This is a genomic window from Undibacterium hunanense, assembly GCF_014284335.1.
Lineage (GTDB): Bacteria > Pseudomonadota > Gammaproteobacteria > Burkholderiales > Burkholderiaceae_D > Undibacterium > Undibacterium hunanense.
On record NZ_JACOGF010000001.1, the window covers coordinates 510,162 to 533,196 of the forward strand.

22 protein-coding genes are annotated in these 23,035 nt (G+C 52.0%); 13 read left to right on the top strand and 9 right to left on the bottom strand.

Annotation, left to right across the window (positions count from 1 at the left end; all coding sequences use genetic code 11):
• Positions 1–18 precede the first annotated feature (18 nt).
• The 8 genes from moaA (at position 19) to H8L32_RS02280 (ending at position 8,150) form a co-directional block, all read left to right on the top strand.
• Positions 19–1,167: a GTP 3',8-cyclase MoaA gene (gene moaA / locus H8L32_RS02245; protein ID WP_186945526.1), complete on the top strand. Its 1,149-nt coding sequence runs from the start codon at positions 19–21 to the stop codon at positions 1,165–1,167.
• 132 nt (positions 1,168–1,299) lie between these two features.
• The gene (gene mobA / locus H8L32_RS02250) at positions 1,300–1,911 is read left to right on the top strand and encodes a molybdenum cofactor guanylyltransferase MobA (protein WP_186945734.1); all 612 of its coding nucleotides are present in this window, start codon (positions 1,300–1,302) and stop codon (positions 1,909–1,911) included.
• Position 1,912: 1 nt separating this feature from the next.
• Entirely contained in the window at positions 1,913–3,214 is a 1,302-nt protein-coding gene (moeA, locus tag H8L32_RS02255) for a molybdopterin molybdotransferase MoeA (protein WP_186945527.1), read from the top strand.
• Between the two features lie 157 nt (positions 3,215–3,371).
• A complete protein-coding gene (locus tag H8L32_RS28470; protein WP_230412025.1) occupies positions 3,372–4,241 on the top strand; it encodes a peptidylprolyl isomerase in 870 nt (289 codons plus the stop codon).
• Positions 4,242–4,331: 90 nt separating this feature from the next.
• Positions 4,332–4,682: a ComEA family DNA-binding protein gene (locus H8L32_RS02265; protein ID WP_186945528.1), complete on the top strand. Its 351-nt coding sequence runs from the start codon at positions 4,332–4,334 to the stop codon at positions 4,680–4,682.
• Between the two features lie 122 nt (positions 4,683–4,804).
• Positions 4,805–6,052 carry a hypothetical protein gene (locus tag H8L32_RS02270; protein WP_186945529.1) on the top strand — a complete coding sequence of 416 codons (1,248 nt, stop codon included), beginning with the start codon at positions 4,805–4,807 and terminating at the stop codon, positions 6,050–6,052.
• A gap of 9 nt (positions 6,053–6,061) precedes the next feature.
• Positions 6,062–6,496: a type 2 periplasmic-binding domain-containing protein gene (locus H8L32_RS02275; protein WP_186945530.1), complete on the top strand. Its 435-nt coding sequence runs from the start codon at positions 6,062–6,064 to the stop codon at positions 6,494–6,496.
• A 7-nt stretch (positions 6,497–6,503) separates the two neighbouring features.
• Positions 6,504–8,150 carry a sensor domain-containing diguanylate cyclase gene (locus tag H8L32_RS02280; protein ID WP_186945531.1) on the top strand — a complete coding sequence of 549 codons (1,647 nt, stop codon included), beginning with the start codon at positions 6,504–6,506 and terminating at the stop codon, positions 8,148–8,150.
• Here the strand turns inward: H8L32_RS02280 and H8L32_RS02285 are convergent.
• On the bottom strand, positions 8,143–9,210 hold the full coding sequence (locus H8L32_RS02285) for a questin oxidase family protein (protein ID WP_186945532.1): 1,068 nt from the start codon (positions 9,208–9,210) through the stop codon (positions 8,143–8,145). The genes H8L32_RS02280 and H8L32_RS02285 overlap by 8 nt on opposite strands.
• Before the next feature lie 83 nt (positions 9,211–9,293).
• On the opposite strand from H8L32_RS02285, the gene soxR reads away from it, so the two are divergent.
• The gene (soxR, locus tag H8L32_RS02290) at positions 9,294–9,773 is read left to right on the top strand and encodes a redox-sensitive transcriptional activator SoxR (protein WP_186945533.1); all 480 of its coding nucleotides are present in this window, start codon (positions 9,294–9,296) and stop codon (positions 9,771–9,773) included.
• 10 nt (positions 9,774–9,783) lie between these two features.
• Here the strand turns inward: soxR and rmuC are convergent, their stop codons facing one another.
• The 6 genes from rmuC to H8L32_RS02320 all read right to left on the bottom strand — a co-directional run bounded on the left by rmuC (position 9,784) and on the right by H8L32_RS02320 (position 17,656).
• Entirely contained in the window at positions 9,784–11,472 is a 1,689-nt protein-coding gene (gene rmuC, locus H8L32_RS02295) for a DNA recombination protein RmuC (protein ID WP_408058797.1), read from the bottom strand.
• A gap of 42 nt (positions 11,473–11,514) precedes the next feature.
• Positions 11,515–11,928, bottom strand: a complete 414-nt coding sequence (locus tag H8L32_RS02300; RefSeq protein WP_186945534.1) for a group II truncated hemoglobin — start codon at positions 11,926–11,928, stop codon at positions 11,515–11,517.
• A gap of 34 nt (positions 11,929–11,962) precedes the next feature.
• Positions 11,963–12,601 (bottom strand): glutathione transferase, encoded by a 639-nt coding sequence (gene yfcF, locus H8L32_RS02305; RefSeq protein WP_186945535.1) that lies wholly within the window; start codon positions 12,599–12,601, stop codon positions 11,963–11,965.
• A 64-nt stretch (positions 12,602–12,665) separates the two neighbouring features.
• Positions 12,666–15,188 carry an ABC transporter permease gene (locus H8L32_RS02310; protein WP_186945536.1) on the bottom strand — a complete coding sequence of 841 codons (2,523 nt, stop codon included), beginning with the start codon at positions 15,186–15,188 and terminating at the stop codon, positions 12,666–12,668.
• A gap of 229 nt (positions 15,189–15,417) precedes the next feature.
• Complete coding sequence (locus H8L32_RS02315; RefSeq protein WP_186945537.1) at positions 15,418–16,659, bottom strand: cystathionine gamma-synthase family protein; 1,242 nt, start codon at positions 16,657–16,659, stop codon at positions 15,418–15,420.
• Between the two features lie 100 nt (positions 16,660–16,759).
• Positions 16,760–17,656, bottom strand: coding sequence for an alpha/beta fold hydrolase (locus H8L32_RS02320; protein WP_186945538.1), 897 nt, complete (start codon positions 17,654–17,656; stop codon positions 16,760–16,762).
• A gap of 156 nt (positions 17,657–17,812) precedes the next feature.
• Here H8L32_RS02320 and H8L32_RS02325 point away from each other — a divergent pair, with 156 nt between their 5' ends.
• Positions 17,813–19,504, top strand: coding sequence for an acyl-CoA synthetase (locus tag H8L32_RS02325; protein WP_186945539.1), 1,692 nt, complete (start codon positions 17,813–17,815; stop codon positions 19,502–19,504).
• An 18-nt stretch (positions 19,505–19,522) separates the two neighbouring features.
• Here the strand turns inward: H8L32_RS02325 and H8L32_RS02330 are convergent, their stop codons facing one another.
• Positions 19,523–20,146, bottom strand: coding sequence for a flagella assembly protein FlgT middle domain-containing protein (locus H8L32_RS02330; protein WP_186945540.1), 624 nt, complete (start codon positions 20,144–20,146; stop codon positions 19,523–19,525).
• A 118-nt stretch (positions 20,147–20,264) separates the two neighbouring features.
• Between H8L32_RS02330 and H8L32_RS02335 the strand changes: the two genes are divergently transcribed.
• Positions 20,265–20,777, top strand: coding sequence for a GNAT family N-acetyltransferase (locus H8L32_RS02335; protein WP_186945541.1), 513 nt, complete (start codon positions 20,265–20,267; stop codon positions 20,775–20,777).
• A gap of 154 nt (positions 20,778–20,931) precedes the next feature.
• Positions 20,932–21,564 carry a head GIN domain-containing protein gene (locus tag H8L32_RS02340; RefSeq protein ID WP_186945542.1) on the top strand — a complete coding sequence of 211 codons (633 nt, stop codon included), beginning with the start codon at positions 20,932–20,934 and terminating at the stop codon, positions 21,562–21,564.
• 8 nt (positions 21,565–21,572) lie between these two features.
• Here H8L32_RS02340 and H8L32_RS02345 read toward each other — a convergent pair whose 3' ends face one another.
• Positions 21,573–22,424, bottom strand: a complete 852-nt coding sequence (locus tag H8L32_RS02345; RefSeq protein WP_230412026.1) for a ferritin-like domain-containing protein — start codon at positions 22,422–22,424, stop codon at positions 21,573–21,575.
• 79 nt (positions 22,425–22,503) lie between these two features.
• On the opposite strand from H8L32_RS02345, the gene H8L32_RS02350 reads away from it, so the two are divergent.
• On the top strand, positions 22,504–23,028 hold the full coding sequence (locus H8L32_RS02350) for a gamma carbonic anhydrase family protein (protein WP_186945543.1): 525 nt from the start codon (positions 22,504–22,506) through the stop codon (positions 23,026–23,028).
• Positions 23,029–23,035 lie beyond the last annotated feature (7 nt).

A 23,035-nucleotide genomic window follows, 5' to 3' on the forward strand; every position in this document is an offset into this window, starting at 1 on the left:
ATACCAGATACCACCACCATGACGGAAAAATTCATTCCGCTGACAGATTTCAGGCAATTTGCATCCAGTCTGGCGATACCCGATCAATTGCAGGCACCAGATGGCCAGTTGCAGGATACGCTTGCCCGGCCCCTGCATGATTTACGTATTTCCGTAACAGACCGCTGCAATTTCCGTTGCGTGTATTGCATGCCCAAAGCGGTATTTGATAAAGATTACCAGTATCTGCCCCATCAGGATTTATTGAGCTTTGAAGAAATTCATCGCCTCGCCAGCATTTTTGTCGCTCATGGTGTCAACAAAATCCGCCTGACAGGTGGTGAGCCGTTATTACGCAAAAATATAGAAAAACTGATTGCGCTGCTGGCCGGTTTGCGCACACCCGATGGCAAGCAGCTTGACCTGACCCTGACTACCAATGGTTCTTTACTTGCGCGCAAGGCTCAGAGCCTGAAAGATGCCGGCCTGACCAGAGTCAGCGTGTCACTGGATGCGCTGAATGACAATGTTTTCAGGCATATGAATGACGTCGATTTTTCTGTATCCGAAGTGCTGGAAGGCATCGCCGTTGCAGAAAAAGTGGGATTGGGTCCGGTCAAAGTCAATATGGTGGTCAAAGCCGGTGTCAATGATCAGGAAATTGTACCCATGGCCCGCTATTTCCAGCGCAACGGGCAAATTTTACGCTTCATCGAATACATGGATGTGGGAGCATCGAATGGCTGGCAAATGGAGGAAGTCATTCCTTCCGCCGAAATCATCAGGCGCATCCAGGCTGCCGGCATGCCGCTCACGCCGATAGAGGCCAATTACAAAAGCGAAACCGCGAAGCGCTGGCGTCACACCGATGGCGGTGCTGAACTTGGCTTGATTTCCAGCGTTACCCAGGCATTTTGCAGCGATTGTACGCGCGCCCGGCTATCGACAGAGGGCAAGCTCTATACCTGCCTGTTTGCGACCCGGGGACATGATCTGCGGGCCTTGCTGCGCGCGTCTGATCAGCATTCCGACCTGGCAATTACGAATGTCATCGCCGGCATCTGGCGCAAGCGCGACGACCGTTACTCGGAACTACGCAGCCAGCAAACCGGCGCTGATAGCGGGACTGGCAAAGAAACTGGTAGCACCACTCGCAAGAAGATCGAGATGTCTTATATTGGTGGCTGAAATACTGCATCGCTGAAATCATCCCTAGTCTTCAAAAATCGCAAGCAATTGAAATAGCTGGCTAAAAGCACCGGTTGATAGTGGATAATATCGGCAAGAAGACTTTGCCATACTCGTTCTGCCATGCCCGAAATGACAACCATAGACAAAAACCTGATTACCGGACTGATACTTGCCGGTGGTCGTGGTACGCGTATGGGTACGGTGGACAAAGGCTTGCAGGATTTTCGCGGACAACCACTGATACGGCATGTATTAAGCGCACTGTCAGCACAGACCGGTACGGTCATCATCAACGCCAATCAGAATCTGGCTGTATATCAAAGCTTGGGCATGCCAGTGGTATCGGACTTGCTGGCAGGCTTTGCCGGGCCGCTGGCCGGTTTACAGGCAGGCTTGCTGGCATGTACCACCCCCTATCTCGTTTGCGCCCCCTGCGACTCTCCGTTATTGCCTGCTGACCTGGTCAAACGTCTTGCCAGGGCATTACATAATGATGGCAGTGACGTCGCGGTAGCGTTCACCATGGAGAACCTGGACGGCGGCTCTGTCAAGCAGGTCCACCCTGTATTTGCCCTGATGAAAACCGGCGTATCAGCGCAATTGACTGCTTATCTGCAAGATGGTGGTCGTCGCGTCAATGACTGGCATGCCAGCCTGCTTGCGAGTGAGGTCTTGTTTGAAGACAGTGCAGCCTTCCGCAATATCAATACGCGCAAAGAATTACAGGAATTGGAACACTGACATGTCTCCCGCCAACACCATACATTCCAGGCTGCAAGACATTTTTGCTGCCATGCCAGACTATGACCCGCATGCAGTCACCGTAGAACAGGCGCAAGAAATTATCGGCCAATTTATCCAGCCCCTGCATATCACCGAGCAACTGCCCCTGCGCCAGGCCCTGGGGCGTGTACTGGCAGAAGATATCGTCTCTGCCATGAACGTACCGGCCCACGACAATTCTGCCATGGATGGTTTTGCCTTTCGCGGCGACGATTTACCTGCCGGGCAAAACAAGCAGTTGCGTATCGTCGGTACCGCCCTGGCTGGCCGTGCCTATCCGGGTCAGACCGCCAGGGATGAATGCATACGCATCACCACGGGCGCCGTCATGCCTGCCGGTTGTGATACGGTCATTCCGCAGGAGTTGATTATTGCCGGTAGCGATACCCATATCACCATCCCGCATGGCAAACTGCGGGCCGGTGACAACCGTCGCCTGAAGGGAGAAGATCTGGCCATGGGCAAAACCGTGATCAGTAAAGGCCGGATACTGAAACCGGCTGATCTCGGTCTGCTGGCGTCACTGGCCATTGCCGAAGTAAGCGTTCAGAGACGCCTGCGGGTTGCATTTTTCTCCACTGGCGATGAATTACGTTCGCTGGGCGAACCGCTGGATGAAGGCTGCGTCTACGACAGCAATCGCTATACCCTGTTTGGCATGCTGACCAGCCTTGGGTGCGAAGTAATCGACATGGGTGTCGTCAAAGACCGTGCAGACGCACTAGAAACTGCCTTGTGCCAGGCTTGCGAAGTGGCAGATGCAATCATTACCTCTGGCGGTGTTTCGGTTGGTGCGGCTGACTACACCAGAGACATCATGGCCAAACTGGGCCAGATTGCCTTTTGGAGCGTCGCCATGCGACCTGGCCGCCCCCTGGCGTTCGGGCAAATAGCAGTCAATGGCAAAAGCGCCTACCTGTTTGGCCTACCGGGCAATCCAGTGGCTGTGATGGTGAGTTTTTATTTTTTTGCCCGCCAGGCCTTATATCGCCTGATGGGTGCAACAGCCCCCTCCCTGCCACTGATACCAGCCATTGCGACAGAAACAATACGCAAGCGCTCCGGTCGTACAGAATTTCAGCGCGGCATCCTGAGCAATTCAAAAAACGGCGACCTGCATGTCAGCGTGACTGGCTCGCAAGGTTCAGGTATATTGCGTTCGATGTCGGAAGCCAATTGCATAATTGTCTTGCAACACGACCAAGACACAGTTTTATCTGGTGAAAAAGTACATGTTCTATTGTTTGACGGATTACTTTAGCTAATTTGGGTTGTTTTAGTAGTTTGGCGTCCATAGCACCGCTTCAACACCGGAAGATGTAAATGGCAAGTATAAAAACGTAACAGACGCTTACATTCTGGCGACATTGCTCGCCAGCAAAGTACAATTATTGGTTTAAACATTACTGGAGAACAGTTTGAAAGCTTTATCATGGATCATGGGTGCATGCGCATCCCTCGCATTGCTTGCGGGCTGTGGCGGTGGTGGCTCTTCCAGCCCAACAACGACTACCCCTACTACACCAACGTCAACTGCCGTCAGTGTCAGTAAAGTCAGTACAGACCAGTTGGTGTATCGCAAAATTACCAATTTCACGATTACCGGACAAAATCTGGACAAGGGCATCAATGCAACCATCACTGGCTGCCTGAAGCCGACAGAACTGGCTGGCAGCAGCGCCACTCAAAAAGTCTTGTCATGCAAGATCATCGCGGCAGGTGCATTCAACATTACCATCACTGCAGCCGATGGTTCTTCCCTGTATACCGGCTCGGTCACAGTCCCACTGGCGTTGCAACCACAAGTCACCATGGTAACCAACCTGGGTACGATGGTCATTGAACTGAATCCGGCCAAAGCCCCGATTACCGTGGACAACTTCCTCCAGTATGTGGAAAACGGTTTTTACGTGAACAAAATTTTCCACCGCGTCATCAGCAATTTCGTGATCCAGGGTGGTGGTTTTACAACTGATCTGCAACAGCCAACAACCCTGGCTGCGATCAAGCTGGAAACACCAAATGGCCTCAGCAATCTGCGCGGCACCATCGCCATGGCACGCACCAATGTGGCTGATTCTGCAACCTCACAATTCTTTATCAACGTGGTGGACAACACCAGCCTTGACGGCCTGGTAGCTGGTAATGGATATGCCGTATTCGGCAAGGTTGTTACCGGTCTGGATGTCATGGACAAAATCAAGGCAGTGGCAACTACCACAGTATCAGGCATGTCTGATGTACCGGTCACACCAGTGCTGATTAATTCAATGGTACAAACACAATAACATGCTATGCTGCATAGAGCAGCTCTCATGAATGTTGTATAAAACAGGAGCCGTTTGTGCTCCTGTTTTACTTTTACAGACGGGGTAAAAATGAAAAAACAGTGGCAATCAATATTGCTGGCAACAGCACTGGTATTTTTGACACAGTCCGGGGCATATGCCAAGGACGATGCAAAAAAAGCATCCGCTTCTGCCTCATCCAGCGCTTCAGCTTCGGCACCTGCCTCAGCAAAAGTAGAATTGCTGGATCTGAACAGCGCCAGCAAGAAAGAGCTGTCCAGTCTGCCCAAGATTGGCGACGTGCGTTCTGACGCCATCATCAAGGGACGCCCCTACAAAGGCAAGGATGAACTGCTGTCGAAAAAAATCATTCCTGAAGACGTATATAACGGCATCAAGGATCTGGTCATCGCCAAACAAAAACCCGCGGCAAAGAAATAATCGCAATACCCACGCAATACCCGCCCGGCCCCGGTGGCCTACTGGTAAGCTTTTACCGATGCCGGGCAAATTAGTTTGGCTTGTTTTGATTGTGTAGTGCTTTGCAATGACAGTGAGGTTTTATGTCAAGCAGGTTTTCACGCATCAGTCTGCTCGCCTGTTTTCTGGCACATGTGGCATTGGCACATGCAGCAGAAGAGGAAAAATCCTATTCCATCAGTGGCTTTGGCACTCTCGGTGTTGCGCACAGCAATACCAGAGATGTTGATATCGTCCGCGACCTGACCCAACCATACGGCGTCGGTTATACACGTCAGACAGACTTCGGCCTTGATTCCAATCTCGGCCTGCAAATCAATTACCGCGCCAATGAAAATTTTGATACGGCCCTGCAATTTGTCAGCCACCGTTCTTCCGAAGGCTATCAGCCGCAATTGACCTGGGCATACGGACGTTACCTGCCCAATGACACGGTCCAGCTACGCGCAGGACGCCTGGGTTTTGATGTCTACATGCTGGCCGATTCACGCAATGTCGCGTATTCCTACCAATGGGTGCGCCCACCCATCGATTTCTTTGGCGGCCTGATCATTTCGTATTTCGACGGTGCCGACCTGGTCATCTCAAAACCTGTGGGTGCAGGTATCGTCCGTGCCAAGTTTTTTACCGGTCTGGCAAGAGAAAAAACATCTACCGGCAATATGGATGATTACCTTTCCCTGAATGGCTCACGCCTGGCCGGTGGCTACATAGAATACCAATCACAAAACTGGCTGTATCGCGCAGGTTATTCAGAATTAAAATTCAAAAATGAATTCCCGCCCTTGCAAGGCTTGCTGGACGGCTTTCGCTCACCGGCATTGAATGCCCTGTTTCCCTACGCTGCGGGCCTGGGCAATGCGCTGTCCATGGAAAATAAAAGATTCAAATACCTGTCAGCCGGCATTGCTTACGACGACGGCCCACTACAGGCACAATTGATGGTGAATCGGCTGAGTTCAGAATCCTTATTGTTTCCGGCCAACCGCGCTGCCTACCTGACACTGGGTTATCGCATCGACCACTGGACACCGTACATGACGGTGTCAGCTGCGAGGCCAGAAAATCGCAAAATACCAGCCAGCCTGCCGACCGGCGTCAGCCCCGGCATAGACATGCTGGTCGCGGGATTTAATCAGTCCATCAACAACCAGTTCAATCACCAGACGACCCTGTCCCTGGGTGTGCGGTATGACCTGACAGAAAAGTCCAACCTGAAACTGCAATTCGACCAGATACAGGCAGACGAGCTGTTTTTAGTGCGCAATAACCAGCCGGGATGGAATGGCAAAGCCAGACTGTTCAGCCTCGCCTTCAATTTTATTTTTTAGAGACGAGTGATGAAAATATTCCACTACCTGACTGTCTGCCTTGTGCTGGCGATCTGGCACGGGAATGCCATTGCCGATCTGGTCGTGATTGCCAATCCACAAAGCGGAATAGAAAAACTGAGCAAAGATGAAGTCATCAATCTGTACATGGGCAGAAACCGCAAACTGGCATCCGGCATCAATGCCTTGCCAGTGGATTTGGCAACATCGAATGTAGAAAAAGCCAGGTTTTACTCCATGCTGGTCAACAAGAATTTACCTGAAATTAATTCCTATTGGGCCAGACTGATGTTTTCCGGACAGGGTACACCGCCACATCAGGCCGATACGTCAGATGAAGTCATGGATATAGTCAGCAGCAACAAGGGAGCCATAGGCTATATAGAAAGAAAAAAACTCGATAAACGGGTGAAGCTGATTTATGACCCCAACATAAATAATTGACACAGGCATGTTCAGATTGCTACGCACCAGTATCGTCTACCGCAGCGCCTTCATTGTGCTGGGTATAGCACTGCTCGTGGGTAGTTTCTTTGCCCTGTTCAGCTATCAGTTTTCAGCACAATCCGAACAGGAACAAGCCAATCAGCGCATGAAAGGATCGCTGAGCACAGTTGAAAGCACTGCCAGTATCGCCTGCTTTTTGCTGGACCAGAATCTGGCTTCAGAACTGGCGCGAGGCTTGCTGAAGAATGGTGACATCAGTCGCGTACTGATTTTTTCTGACGACAAGATCCTGGCCGAGGCATCCAGGCAGCCGGCACAAAATCAGGCCAATGCCTCACTCACGATACTGCCCGACATCAAGACCCCCAATCAACTGGAGCAGGAAATATTCTCCCCCTTCAATGCCAAAGAAAAAGTCTGCAATATCAGGCTTGATCCAAATATGGATTTCATTCGCGAACAAAGTTCGTCGAAGGCTCGTTTCATTGTTTATTTATTGCTGGTGCAAGCCCTGGTCATGGCATCTGCAGTTGTGTATGTCGTACTGACCATGATCACCCGCCCCATCAAAAACATCTCTGACAGACTGCATACCCTGTCGCCTGAATCCGGTGACAAACTGAGCCTGCCAGACGGCAATGAAAAAGACGAAATCGGGCAACTGGTGCGTGATGTCAACATGCTCATCGCCAACCTGCTGAAAACACTGAATGAAGAGAGATCCCTGCGTATACGGCATTCCATAGGCGAAAAGAAATTCCAGACAATTTTTGAAAATGCAGAAACCGGCATTTTCCAACTGAATTTTTCTGCTGAATTATTATCTTACAACCCGGCCTTCCTGCGCATGTTCAACCTGACAGATGCACATCAGCGCGGCAATCTGTCCCATGTGCTAACCCTGATGCTGGAGGGCCAGGAACTACGCCTGCACCTGATGATAGATGCTGCCATCAATGAGAGCAAAGTCATGTCTGATGATTTTTATATACAACTTGGCAGCAGCTCACAAAAGAAATGGATCAACCTGGTCATCAGCCCTGCCGAGGATGGCATATTGCAGGGTCTGGCGAATGATATTACTGAACGCAAGCTGAAAGAAGAAAACGCCAATCAGCTTGCCGTCACCGACCACCTGACAGGGGTTAACAATCGACTAGGATTTGAAAAAGAAATCGCCCGCCTTTCCACGGAACATGCAAACGCTCATGCACAAGGTTTCTTCCTGCTCATGATCGATCTGGATAAATTCAAGCAGGTGAATGATACCCACGGGCACACCATCGGTGATCAGGTGTTATGCCATTTCGCCCATATCGTCACCAGTACGGTCAGAAAATCCGACTTTGTTGCCAGGCTGGGTGGCGACGAATTCATCATCCTGCTGCAAAACCTGACGCAACAGAGCAAGGCAGAAGAAATCGCGCAAAAAATCATTCACCAGACCAGTCAGGACATCGTGATTACTGATGGTGTCTCGGTACAGATAGGTGCCAGCATAGGCATCAGCTATACCGGCCCGCATGCATTTGACCCAAATGATTTATTGCGCCGTGCCGATACCGCCATGTATGACGTCAAACGCAGTGGCCGCAATGCCTATCGCGTAGTGAGCCTGGATGGAATTGATACCACCAGACATATTATTTAATGTCCAGCATGCGCATGGCCGCAGCCTGATACAAAGAATGAAAAGGGTGAGCATGCAAACCATATTCACGGGAACAGGTATAGGTAAATTTGATGGCATGATCATCATTGTTCAAAATCGCCTGATTGAACAAGTAGTCCCATGACTGCGCCCTGAAGTTGGCCTGTTTCAGATTATCCAGACATTCCTGTTCCGGGAGTAGTGCAGGTGCGCCGACTGAAGCATAAGCCACACACAGCGCCAGCCATGCATCGCTACATAAAGCCTGCCTGCGCAAAGGGTGCAGACAAGGAATCAACTGCCTGATCGCATGCACACCGGTCACCATATGCAAAATCGTAAAATCGCCGGTTTGCCAGTAGGCAGCGATTGCCCAGCGCGCCAGTTCATCCAGCAGTTGCGAAGTAACAGGCATGGCAGGCAACACCTGTATAAACCGGCGATCCCTAATGACGGCTGCCATCTTTTCGGTAATCATGCGTCCTTCAAATTTCTTGCCGCCCATGCCATCGGCAATCTGTCTGAAACCATCTGCAACGGAGCTTGCTGGCAAGCGATCAGATATTGCGGGCATTGCAGACGTTGCAAACATTGGTATGTCAATGGCGAAATTAGCGACCACCAATGCCGCCAACCCGGCAGCAATTTCAGCATCATGCCCGGACTGCAGACCATATGACAGACGTATCAGCGCATGAAATGCCGAAGTCGCCGGCGCTACCGGGATAGTCGCAAGCACCTCCCGCACGACCTCGCTACTGCCACGCTGTGCAATTCTGTGCTGAAAACAGTCTTGCAAAGCCGCAAACATGGGGCGTTTTCCCAGACAGGATGCGAAATCGGCATAGTCAACTTCATGCGGCGACACCTCCGCAGGCAGCGAATAATGCGTGTGCCAATGCTCAAAAAATTCCTCCAGCCGTTCCGCACTGGCACCCATGGCAGCCAATGCCGTCAGGGCCATAGGGCAATGATTGGTAGTTCCCCGCCCGCCCAGGGCAAATTGACGGTTTTCATCAAGAAGGTGGCGCAGTACAGGATAGGTCGCTAAAGTTTTCATACATAGTCACCATAAAATGATTGTGTGAAAACAGTATGCAAGTTAAAGTAAACTTTAAGTCAAGGAATTTCTTCTAGAGAAAAATGACTACCAAGGCAAATAACAATCTGATCAGCATAGGTGAGTTGGCGATACGCTCCGGCATGGCTGCCAGCGCCTTGCGCTTTTACGAATCGCGCGGCCTGATCAACAGCGTGCGCAGCGGCAGTCAGCGCCGTCACTTCGCCCGGGAAGTACTGCGTCGTGTCGCCTTTATCAAGGCAGCGCAAACAGCCGGTCTGACACTGGAGGAAATAGAAAGCACCCTCGCCAGCCTGCCGGATCAAAGAACACCGACCAAACAGGATTGGGAAAAGCTCTCACGTTCATGGCAGGGCTTGATACAGAAGCGCATAGATGACCTGACCGCCTTGCGCGATCAGTTGACATCCTGCATAGGCTGCGGCTGCCTGTCACTGAAATCCTGCGCGCTGTACAATCCTGAAGACATCGCAAAAACCAGAGGTAATGGCGCCCGGTATCTGCTGGGAGACAAACCGGGCAAGCAGCAAAATTCGAAATAAATTCCGGCTTTTACTCCGTATCAGCGTCCGCCATATCCGTACTGGTACCCAGCAGGCTTTGCGCAGTATCGGACGGCAAGGCTTCCACACTTTTCAATTTACGTGTCATCTGGCGGGTTCTGACTTCTGCCTGATCGATGTTCCTGGCAGCTTTTTCCAATGCCATCTTGGTCGCGGTCAATACATCTGCAAATTTGCCGAATTCTGTTTTGACTGCCCCCAGCACTTGCCAGACTTCAGATGAGCGTTGTTCCAGCACCAGACTGCGGAAGCCCATTTGCAGGCTGTTCAACAGGGCCGACAAGGTTGACGGTCCGGAAATCGATACGCGACAGGTACGCTGCAAATCATCTGCCAGCCCTGGCCGACGCATGACTTCGGCGTACAGGCCTTCGGTAGGCAAGAACAGGATGGCAAAATCTGTCGTCAACGGTGGTGACAGATATTTTTCAGCAATCGTTTTGGCTTCGCTGCGTATGGCACGTTCCAGTTCTTTGCCAAACTGGGCTACCCCTTCTGCATCTGCCCGTTCAGCAGCATCCAGCAGACGCTCATACTGTTCTTTGGGGAACTTGGCATCAATCGGTAACCATACCGGTGCCTTGTTATCTTCTTTGCCGGGCAGCTTGATGGCGAACTCCACCCTCTCCCCTGTGCCAGGCACGGTTTCCACATTTTTTGCATACTGGTCTGGCGTCAGCATCTGTTCCAGCACCATTTCAAGTTGCACTTCACCCCAGGTGCCGCGGGTTTTGACATTCGTCAGTACCCGCTTGAGGTCACCGACACCGATAGCCAGTTGCTGCATCTCACCTAGGCCCTGATGTACCTTGTCCAGGCGATCAGATACCAGTTTGAATGATTCGCCCAGACGTTGCTCCAGTGTTGCGTGCAATTTTTCATCCACAGTCTTGCGCATCTCTTCGAGCTTGCCTGCATTGTCTGCCTGCAGTTGCTGTATCTTTTGTTCCAGCGTGGTACGGATTTCGTTCAGGCGTTGCGCATTGGATTCCGTCAGGCTTAACAAAGCCTGATTCAGACTATCACCAAAGCGTTTCAGGCTTTGCGCCTGCTCTTCCCGTCCAGCCTGTCCCTGCAAGGTGAAAGCCTGACGTATCTGTTCCAACTGTAGTGCATTGGTCTCGTTAAGCTTTACCAATTGCTGAGAAAATGCATCGACCTGCGTCTGTAAAGTCGCCCGCACTTCATTCATGCGATTGGCGTTAGATTCTGTCAGACTAAGTAGAGACTGATTCAGGACGTCACCAAAATGCTTCAGCCCTTTTGCCTGTTCTTCACGCGCCACCTGCCCCTGCAGGGTGAAGGTCTGGCGTATCTGTTCCAGTTGCTGGGCATTGGTGTCGTTAAGCTTGACCAGTTGCTGAGAAAACGCATCAATCTGGGCATTCTGAAAAGTCGCCACACTGGTCAACTGTGCAGCCAAAGCCTGCTGCAACTGAGTGAAGTTGCTACCCAGTTCCTGACGGCTGGTCTGTGCAGTCAGTTGCATCTGCTCACGCAGGGAACGCTCACTGCGCTCTTGCGTCAACTGTGCCTGCTGCTGCGTTTGCAGCAACTGGTCAAGGATGGTTTTCAGGTCAGCGGCATCACTGCCAGCTTTGCTGCGCATCAACACCAGGATAACCAGTACCATCAACACCAGCAGTGCGAGGAGAATAACGGTTTCAAACATGCTCATAAAGATTTTCGCGCCAGGGAAAAGATAGTAAAGATGAAATGGCTAGCCTGGATGATTTCGCATCCAGTCTGCGGTCTGGTAAAACGACTGCATCAAATGCAGTTTCAAGTCTTCGGCCACACCCTGATCTTCCATGGCCCAGGCCATGCAACGCAACCACTGATCGCGTTCACTGCTGGCAATCGCATACGGTAAATGACGGGCACGCAGACGCGGATGACCAAACTGTTCAATATACAGATTGGGGCCACCCATCCATCCCGACAAAAACCAATACAGCTTATCGCGTGAACCATTCATCGGTGAAGGATGCAGAGCCCGTATGCCAGCAAATTCTGGCTCCAGTTCCATCAAGTCATAAAAACGGTCAACCAGTGCCCGCAGCTTATCGGCCCCGCCGATCAATTCATATAAATTGACCTGTGCTTCTTCATTATTTTCAGTATAAGTACTCATTAACACTTCCTGCCATTCCTGCGATTCCTGCCAATCATGCCTGCAAGGCGGGTCTTTGCTGCTGCATCCACAATTGTACGGTTGGCCTTTGCCATTGCTTATGCGCAAAATTGGCCAGCTTTTCTGGTACATCGTCACCATGCATGACCAGTCTGTTGATCATCAATGCCAGGTCAAGATCGGCAATACACCATGTGCCGAACAGATTATCTGCTCCCTCTTTCAACAGCGATTCGCCAACCAAAAATAATTGTTGTGCCGCCTCTTTGGCAGCATCTGACAAGGGAGCCAGACGACTGCCATAAAAAATGACCTGGGTATTGCGTTCAACCCGTATCGGCATCAGGGCGCTGCGTAACCAGGCCTGTATTTGTCTCGCTCTTGCCCTGTCCCTGACATCCTTGGGGTACACCGTAATACCGGGAAAAACATCATCCAGATATTCGGTGATGGCGGATGACTCGGACAAGGCAAAGCCATTGTGCACCAGGGTGGGTACACGCTGCGTCAGGGATTTCGCGGCATACTCACCGGTATGCTGTGCGTTGGCATCCAGGTCTACGGTATGCACATCAAATTCGAGTCCTTTTTCATGCAGAGTCACAAAAACCGACATGGCATAAGGACTGGTAAATTGTGCATCCACGTACAGCTGCAAAGCTTGTTTTTCCATTGCAAATCCTAAAATTTTATTTTAATTGCACCATTCAGTACCATCCAGCACCTTCCAACACCAATCAGCTCTCACGCAAGCTAAGCAATGGTGGTTGATTCAGTACATTGCGCAAGCCCAGCCATCCGCCTATCGCTGCACAGGCTGCACCTATCAGCAGACCGGCCAGCCAGACGACGGGCGAGAAAGTCCATTCAAAATTGAAGCTGAAACGTGCCAGCGCCCACCCGATGGCAGAAGCGCCAGAAGCCGCCAGCGCACCGGACAAGCCACCTATCAGCAAGAATTCTATCCACTGCGCCTGTGACAATTGCTTGCGCGTTGCCCCCAGCGCACGCAGCAAAGCTGCCTCACGCATACGTACATCCTGCGAGCCGGCCAGGGCTGCGTACAAGACCAGCACGCCCGATGCCAGCGTGAACAGGAACAAAAATTCAACCGCTGTAATCACCTGATCCAGTACATCCTGCAATTGCTTGATCATGCTCCCGACATCCACCACAGTCAGGTTGGGAAAATCCAGCATGAGGCGATTGACAAAAGTCTTGTCGGATTCTGGCAGGCGGAAAGCCGTGATCCAGGTCTGCGGCGTATCCGCCATCGCCCTGGGGTTGATGATGACGAAGAAATTCACCCGCATGGAACCCCAGTCCAGCTTGCGCAAACTGGTAACGGCGGCGCTTACTTTTTGTCCGGCAACGTCAAATACCAGCTTGTCACCCAATTTCAACTTCAGGGTTTTGGCTATGCCCTCCTCAACCGAGGCTTCGGCCTGGACGGCATTTGCATCCCCCTTGCCATCATTCTTGTTCTCATCAAACCAGGCACCGGCCGTGATCTTGTTCAGGGCCGGCAATTCATTCATGGTAGACAGATTGAATTCACGTTCCACCATGCGTTTGGCCTGATCTTCGGCGTAGCTGTTACCGCCGATGGCGCGGTCGTTCACCTGTATCAGGCGACCACGTATCATAGGGTACATGAGTGGCTTGCCAAAGTTTTGCAGTCTCGCGTTGATCTCGTTTTTCTGATCAGGCTGGATATTGATGACGAACTGGTTGGGTGCATCCGCCGGTGTGGCTTTTTTCCATGCAGTGATCAGATCAGCCCGCACCACTGTGAGTAATAACAGGGCCATCAGGCCCAGTGCCAGCGACACTACCTGTATGATGCTGGCGCCTGGCCGTCTTTGCAGGGCCGTAATGGCAAAACGCCAGGCAGAATGGTTGAACACGGGGCGCAGGCGCTTCAGCGAAGACATGCCCAGCCAGGCAACCAGGGCAAATACCAGCAGGCCTGTCAAGAACCCGGCGGCTGTCATCAAGCCCAGTTTGACATCTGCAGTCTGCCACAGCAGCAAACCAATGAACATGCTTAAACCCAGCACGTAGCTGACCAGGGTCATGGCCTTGGGCGCGTCCTGCTCGCGCCGTATGACGCGGTTATGCGGCACATTGCGCAATTGCAGTATAGGGGGCAAGGCAAAACCTACCAATAGCAGCAAGCCGGTGGCAATGCCCTGGAAAGCTGGCAAAAAGTTAGCCGGTGGCAAATCCTTGGTCACCAGTTTGCCCAGCCATTCAAGCAATACATAATGTCCGGCAAAGCCCAGCGCTACACCGGCGGCACTACCCAGCAGACCCAGCATGAAAAACTCTATCAGATACATGCTGGTGACCTGATTTTGCGTAAGCCCCAGGCAACGCAGCATGGCACAGGCATCCAGGTGCCGCAGCATGAAACGCCTTGCCGCCATGGCAATGGCAACCGCCGCCAGCATGGCTGACAACAGGCTCACCAACGACAGGAACTGATCTGCCCTGTCCAGGGTGGCACGCATTTCCGGCCGCCCTGATTCCAGCGACTCCAGGCGCACGCCTTTCAGTTTTTCGGTTTCTATGCGGCCTTGCAATTCTTTCTGGTAGCTGGCGATAGCTTTGGATTCACCCGCGATCAACAGGCGGTAAGTAACGCGCGAGCCATTCTGTATCAGGTTGCTGGCAGGGATATCTTTCAGCGATATCATGGCACGTGGTGCAAAATTCATGAAGCCGGCACCGCGATCGGGTTCCGACGCTATCGTCTGGGTAACCGTCAATTGCAACTCACCCAGCTTGATTTTGTCACCCAGCTTGAGATTCAATGCCGACATCAAGGCGGGATCCACCCATGCCGTGCCGGATTGCGGCACCTCGCTGGTGGCAACTTCTGCCTCGCCCTTATTCAGTTTCAAATTGCCGCGCAAGGGGTAATCATTGCTGACCGCTTTCAGGGACACCAGCTTGGATATGGCATCGTCGCCTTTGCCTGCCAGCGCCATGCTGGGGAAAACCAGGGTTTCAGCAATCTTGAAACCGCGCTTTTCTGCCTCGACGCGCCATTCGGGATTGATGGGCTGATCTGCCCCCACCAGCAAATCCGCCCCCAGCAACTGATGCGCATCACGGTTCAGTCCGCTGCGCATGCGATCGGTAAAAAACCCGACCGAAGCCAGAGAACCAACGGCAACCATCAGCGCTATCAGCAAAAAGCGCAATTCACCGGCACGCCAGTCGCGCATCGTCATACTGAAAGAAAGTCGGAACATATTTACCTTGTAGTATTACCCTGCATCACAACCAGAACCCAGGCCACCAAGACAACAGGGCGAGTTCCGACCATCCTTTTACACTGTTAGTTCACTGTCTTTTGTACAAGACGCAGACTGTCCAGATTGCCTGATCAGCAGGCTGCGAACAGCGCTGTAAGTTCAGAAGTGGTGATCCGGATAGAAAAACTAAAGCCTTTGCTGCCAACTCTGTCGATGACATTGACAGTCATGCAGTCAGCGCCTGTGCAAAATCAGTCAGCAAGTCCTGGGTATCTTCGATACCAACAGAAACCCGGATCAGCGAATCAGCGATACCCATGCCGGCACGACGTTCCGCACCCATTTCAAAGAAAATGGTATGCGCAACCGGAATCACCAAAGTACGTGTATCACCCAGGTGCGTGGCATTGATGGCCAGCTTCAGGCGATTCAGGTAATCGAAACAGTCAATCTCGGGCTTCAGTTCAAAACTGAACAAGGCACCATAGGCACGAAACAAATCCGTCGCCAATTGATGCTGGGGATGAGAAGGCAAGCCAGGGTAATGTACCGCAGCCACCCGGGGATCCGCTTCCAACATGCTGGCCAGCGCCATGGCATTCGCGCATTCTCTGTCCATGCGCAAAGCAATCGTTTCTGCGCCCACGGCAATCTGATGTGCCGCATCTGGTGACAGTGAAGCACCAAAATCACGCAAAGCCTTGGCCCTGACCTGTGACATGCCCTGCATCTGAGCAGGCTGCTTGCGGAAATTAAGCGCAATATTCGGATAAGCAGCCCAGTCAAACAGACCTGTATCCGTCAGAGCGCCCCCTAGTACATTCCCATGGCCAGCAATGGATTTTGTCAGGGAATTGATGACCAGGCCAGCACCGACAGTTTTAGGCTGGAACAGGTAAGGCGACGTCATGGTGTTATCGACCACAAACAAAATACCCTTTTCACGACACAGATCACCGATACGCTTCAGATCGGCAATCTGGGTACGCGGATTGGCAATGGTTTCAACAAACACCATGCGGGTTGCCGGCGTCAGTGCGGCTGCGATATGTTCAACACTGGTAGCATCCACCATGGCGACGTCAACGCCTTGAGCATCAATGGTTTGCCACAGGCTATTGGTATTGCCAAATAAAAAAGAAGAAGAAACCAGGTGATCGCCCTGGCGCAACAATGCCTGAAACACTGCGCCAATAGCCGCCATGCCGGTGGCAAATGCGATACTGGCGTAACCGCCTTCCATGCCCGTGATTTTTTCTTCCAGTGCAGACACCGTAGGGTTGCCCTGGCGGCCATAACGATAGCCGGATTGCTTGTTCTGGAATACGGCTGCAAGATCACGCGCATCCTTGTAACCGTACATGACGGAACTATGGATGGGCTTATGGACAGAGCCATGCTCTATTTCTTTTTGACGATCACTGTGCAGGATGGTGGTGGTAAAGCCGTAGGTCGGTAATTCGCTCATGATGCTGGACTGAAAGTAGGAAAGTAAATCGGGTTCCCAGAGTGTAACCCATAAGCCCGCTTTTCACTCTCCAGCCCTGCAATCCGTCAAAAAATGGTGGCTATCCGGCCAAAAATGTCTCTATCAGTTCTGCCAGTTTTTCCGGCTGATCATGATGCAACATATGTCCTGCATCGAAGATCATTTCTTTTTGTAAATGTGGAATGTGTGCGAGGCGACGGTCGATTTCTATGCGCGCCTCTTCTTTCGGCCCCATCCAATGCCAGACATTGGTGTCATCCGCCTCCATCCACAATACCGGCGCAGTTATCTTTTGCCAGCATGCCATCACTTCCTCTACCCGATACAACAGCGGGCTGGTTTGTTTATGCGCCGGGTCACCCAGTATTTCCCAGCAACCGGCACTGGTTTCCTTTGCCCAGTGACCGGACAGGAAGGCGGCCCGCTCATCCGACAACCGGGGGTTGGTTTTCTGCAAGCGGGCAGCCACCTCCGCCGGGGATGCATAGGTGCGTAATTGTGGTTGATCCTGCAACTCATCCAGCCATTTCCTGTAACGGCCAGGCGCCTGTTTGGGGTGCGTGACCGGCATGCCAAAGCCTTCCAGGTTAATCAGCTTGCTGACTCTTTCCGGTCTGACGCCTGCGTACAGGCCCGCTACATTGCCCCCCATGCTATGCCCCAGCAAATTGACAGGTTCATCCTGTGAAAAATGCCGCAACAAGGCATCCAGATCACCCATGTAGTCAGGAAACCAGTAAGTATCGGCCTTCGGCGATTCGGTCAGACCAAAACCACGCCAGTCAGGGGCAATCACATGCCACTCCTGCTTCAGACACTCGACCACAAACTGGAAGGATGCCGATACATCCATCCAGCCATGCAGCATCACGATTTTGGGTGCGGCTTCCGGCCCCCAATGGCGCACATGGTATTGCAAACCACGGATATCGAGATAGGAAGAGCGTGATGGAGGAATGGAAGTGGAAGGCTTCATGGCAATTTAAATTTTTTCATCAAGAAAGACAGACAAAGGACCGCCGGGCTGTCGCAATATCAAGTAGCATGGCATGCATGTCATACAGGTATGATGCAGGATGCTACGAAGACAGCAACAATAGAACGACCGTTCGATTATTATAACGGAGACAGGATGAAGCAGTTGGACAAACGTAAAAATAGCAATGAAATTGATCACTATGCAAAGCTGTACCATGATTTCAGGTGGCAAGTTCCAGACCATTTCAATATCGCCGAAGCCTGCTGCCATCGCTGGGCCGGGCAGCAAGGGCTGATCGCCATCCTGTCAGAAGACAGCGAAGGAAATCAGCGCAGCCTCAGCTATACAGAACTGTATCAACAGGCTAGCCAGCTTTCCAATCTGCTACGTCAGGAAGGTGTACAGCGTGGCGATGTCGTCGCCTGCATCTTGCCGCAAAGACCAGAAACCGCGATCACCATCATGGCCTGTCTGCAGATTGGGGCCATCGTCATGCCGTTGTCCTTCCTGTTTGGCCCTGATGCGCTGGAATTTCGCCTTAAGCACAGCCAGGCCATAGGCATAGTCCTGGATAGCAGCGGCATCAAGGCTTTTGAAGAAATTCGCATGCAGTGCCCAGACCTGAAAACTGTCATCAGCATCGATTGCCCCGGCAACCAGGATTTACCTCCCAATATAGACTGGCACACTCACTTGCCAGCCATGCCTAAACGATGCGACATCGTGCGCACCCGCGCCAGTGATCCCGCCATTCTGATCTACACCAGTGGCACGACTGGTGCGCCCAAAGGTGCACTGATTCCTCATTCCGCCATCATCGGCAACCTGACCGGCTTTGTCGCTTCGCAAAACTGGTTTCCGCAAGAAAATGATGTGTTCTGGTCGCCAGCAGACTGGGCCTGGACAGGCGGGCTGATGGATGCCCTGCTGCCCACCCTGTACTTCGGCAAACCCATCGTTGGTTATCAGGGGCGTTTTTCTGCCGACACCGCCTACTATTTGCTGGAAAAATACCAGGTCACGAATACCTTCCTGTTTCCCACTGCCCTGAAAATGATGATGAAGGCAGATGCTGCACCAAGGGAGAAATACAAGCTGGCACTGCGCGCCATCATGAGCGCCGGTGAGGCCGTCGGCGATGCCGTATTCAACTGGTGTGAGCAGGCACTGGAAGTGACGCCTAACGAAATGTTTGGCCAGACCGAGATGAATTACATCGTCGGCAATAGCCATCAATTATGGCCGGCACGCCCCGGCAGCATGGGACGTCCCTACCCCGGCCACCGGGTCGCGGTGATTGACGATGAAGGCAAGGAAACCGCTACCGGCGTAACAGGTGAAGTAGCCATGCATCGCTACGACTTGTACGGCCATCCTGATCCGGTATTCTTTCTGGGTTACTGGAAAAATGATGAGGCCACGCGGAATAAATTTACTGGCGACTGGTGTCGCACCGGTGATCTTGCCCTGCGTGATGCCGATGGTTACCTGTGGTATCAGGGGCGAGCCGATGACATGTTCAAGGCTGCCGGTTACCGTATAGGCCCGTCCGAAATAGAAAACTGCCTGGTCAAACATGCTGCCGTTGCCAATGTTGCAGTCGTCCCCAAACCGGACAAGGAAAGAGGCAATATCGTCAAGGCATACGTAGTCTTAAGTAAGGGCTACGATGCTAGCGACGCATTGATTTCAGAATTGCAAAACCACGTGCGTGGCAAACTGGCACCGTATGAATATCCGAAAGAAATCGAATTCATTGATGCCCTGCCCATGACCACTACAGGTAAAATCCAGCGCCGCATACTGCGCTTGCGTGAAGAAGAAAGAGCCAGGCAAACAAATTAAACGCCAAATCGAAACGGGTCAGTGCTGCGCTGCAATCGTGGTACTGACCAGGCTGGCGACCTGATCTGCCACTTCGCCTATCAGTTTGCCGTACTGCGTTGAATTAAACGCAGCTCCGCCAAACACATGCTCGCGACCTATCGCCACATCACCGGCTACAGTCCTGGAAAAATCCTGCCGCGCCAGCAATATGCCCGACTGCGTATCATAAATACGGAGTTCAATTTCAATCGCCCGCGTCTTTTTTTGCGTCAATCCAAACAGATTGGTATCGATCTTTGTACCCGCATTGCGGATTTCACCCGCCACCACATACCGGCTGGCATAGGTAGCGCCCATTTGATTCAGCAGCTTGTTAGCCGGTACATCCTGTTGCCAGTCAAAAGATAAAAGATGCGGAGCTGTACGTATTTGCCATGATGTATTCTGCGCCAGCCGACGCGCCACCTCTCTGGGGAAGCCCTGCGCAATATCATCCACGTCCTGTAACTGTATCGGTTTGTTGACAGCAAAACCTGTCAGCACCACAGCGGTAGAGGGTGGCAAACCGGGACCGGCCATTTGTGCATGGGAGTGCGCAGTAAAGAATACGCCGCTTAAAGCAAGCACGATACGGTTTGCCATTGAGAGTGAGAGTGCCATTTTTTTCCCGGTCTGGAGTATTGCTACTGATTACGACAGTATTAGCAACAACTTTAAGCATCCATTACAATCAGCATTTATCAACCACGAATGACAAATGACGTCTATGAGTTCAGCCTTGAGAATCAGTTTGGTCAAATCCGGTGATGCTGAAGCGGTATTGGCCTTTGAACAGGAAAATCGCGCGCATTTTGAACAATGGATAGCCAGTCGTGGCGACGCCTTCTATCATCTGGATGAAGTACGCTCCAGCCTGCAACAGGCTCTGTACGCAGCCAGTATCAAACGGGAATTTCATTTCCTGGCCTGGCTGGATAATGAAATCGTGGGCCGCATCACCTTGCGCGGCATAGAAACCGAGCACTATCACAAAGCCATACTGGGCTATCGCTTCAGCCAGCGCCATGGCGGTAAAGGTTTTGCCACCGAAGCCGTAGTGGCCGTCGTCAGCACGGCCTTCAGCGATTTAAAGCTCAAGCGTATCGAAGCGGTCGTCATAGAAGACAATCTGCCGTCACAGGCCATCATGCGCAAATCCGGCTTTCGGGAATATGGTCATTCACATTCATCGGTGTTCCGCAATGGCGTATGGATGGATATGCTGCACTATGAATGCCTGAATCCTGCATAAGCGCTATTTTTGCGGCTCAGGACCCTGTTTTTGCAATTCATCGCAAAACGGCTGCCAGCCAGGATGAATCGGGTAATACTTCATCATCAACTGCTGCAACACATCATGTTGACGGCAACCATTTACCCGATTACCCCTGTTCTGGAGAGCAACCATGCGCCGCATTTTCCTGCAATCACTGTTACTGCCCGTCTTCTTATTCAGTGTGTCCGCTTTTGCGGATGAACAAAACCGCACGCTTCCTGCCTTTAAATCCATCAAGAGCCGCAGTGCTTTCAACCTGCAGGTAGAAGTCGGCAAGACACAATCCATACAGATCAGGGGCAATGAGAAATTTCTTGCCAGCGTGGTCACCGAAGTCTATGGCGATGAACTGGTGATTTCGTACAAGGAAAAAAATTCCATCAAGGTGTCAGACAATGCTCAGGTCATCATTACCGTACCCGAGCTGGTCCGCTTCAAAATGGAAGGTGCGGGTAAAACCACACTGAACAATATTTCCGGCTCCCACTTCACTCTGCTGTATGAAGGCGCCGGCATGCTGACCGCCAGTGGCAAAGTAAAATCTTTTACCCTGAAAGCCCAGGGTGTGGGTCTGGTAGAAGCCAAAGACCTGATCGCCGAGCAGGTTGATGCCAGCGTGGAAGGTGTGGGCGCCGTATCCGTCAACGCACGTGACAACCTGAACGCATCGGTACAGGGCATAGGCACGCTGACTTATTATGGCCGTCCGCGCAATGTCAGCAAATCGGTCGAAGGCATAGGCAGCGTGCGCGCTGCAGACTGAAGCCAAAATTATCGCGACGCCATATCCTTCAGGGCCTGCAATTCGTCATCATCAAAACCAGCCGCTTTTCTGGCTTTCAGGTTGAACGGGCCGCGCAGGGTTGGTGCCTTGTAGCGCAATGCCATTTCGGCATAGGTGTTGATGGTATCCAGCCCCTGCTGTCTGCACAGCGTCTTGTACCAGTAATTGCCTATGGCGACATGGCCGATTTCATCATGCAGGATAATGGCCAGAATATCTGCCGCTGCCTGATCACCCGCCTGAGCCAGCTTAGCCATGACGGCGGGGGTCGCATCAAGGCCACGCGCTTCCAGCGTACGTGGCACCAGTGCCAGACGCGCCAGTAAATCAGCGCTGGTTTTCTTCGCCATTTCCCACATGCTGTTATGTGCAGGAAAATCGCCATAGCAAAAACCCTGTACGCGCAAATGCGCTTCCAGCAACTGGAAATGATAAGCTTCTTCTTTGGCGACTTTCAGCCAGTCGAGATAGAACTGCCTTGGCATGGATGGAAAACGCCAGATAATATCGGCCGCCAGATTGACCGCATTCAATTCTATATGCGCCAAGGCATGAATCAGAACCGCCCGCCCCTCTACCGTAGTCATTGCCCTGCGCCCTACTTTACCGGGCGGCACCAGTTCCGGCCTGTCCATGCGGCCAGGTATACCCATTGGTTCTGCCAGCACGGCATCAAAAGCAATCACAGGTTCGGCCGGTATGGCATGAATGGCGTCACATTTACGCATGGGGTGCGGTTCAAGCAATGCGGCAAGCGCAGCCGCTCTCAATTCAGAACTCGACTCCATGCCCAGGGCGTTCAAGTCACTACTTATTTCATTGGCAAGTTTATAGGTCATATATAGCTGAAGTCAGGCAGGCGGGTGCCGGGCAGTTTACAATACGGGATTCATCAATGCGCTATTTTACGGAATAACCATGCCCATTTACCAACTTGGCGAAATTGCGCCTGATATCGATGCCTCTGCCTATATTGCCGACAGCGCCAATATCATAGGCAAAGTAAAGATCGAAACCAATGCCAGTGTCTGGTTTGATGTCACCATACGCGGCGATAATGAATTGATTACCGTGGGTGAAAACAGCAACATACAGGAAGGCTGCATTTTGCATACCGACCCTGGTTATCCTATGACCATAGGCAATTACGTCACCGTCGGCCACCAGGCCATGTTGCATGGCTGCACCATCGGTGAGGGTTCACTGGTAGGCATACAGGCCGTTATCCTGAATGGTGCAAAAATCGGCAAAAACAGCCTGGTGGGTGCAGGCGCACTCGTCACTGAAGGCAAGGAATTCCCGGACAATTCACTGATCATAGGATCACCCGCCAAAGCCGTCAGAACCCTGACGGAAGCAGATATTGCCGGTCTGCGCCGCAATGCAGACACTTATGTCCAGCGTGGACAAGCATTTAAAACACAACTGAAACGCATCGCCTGACCCGGCC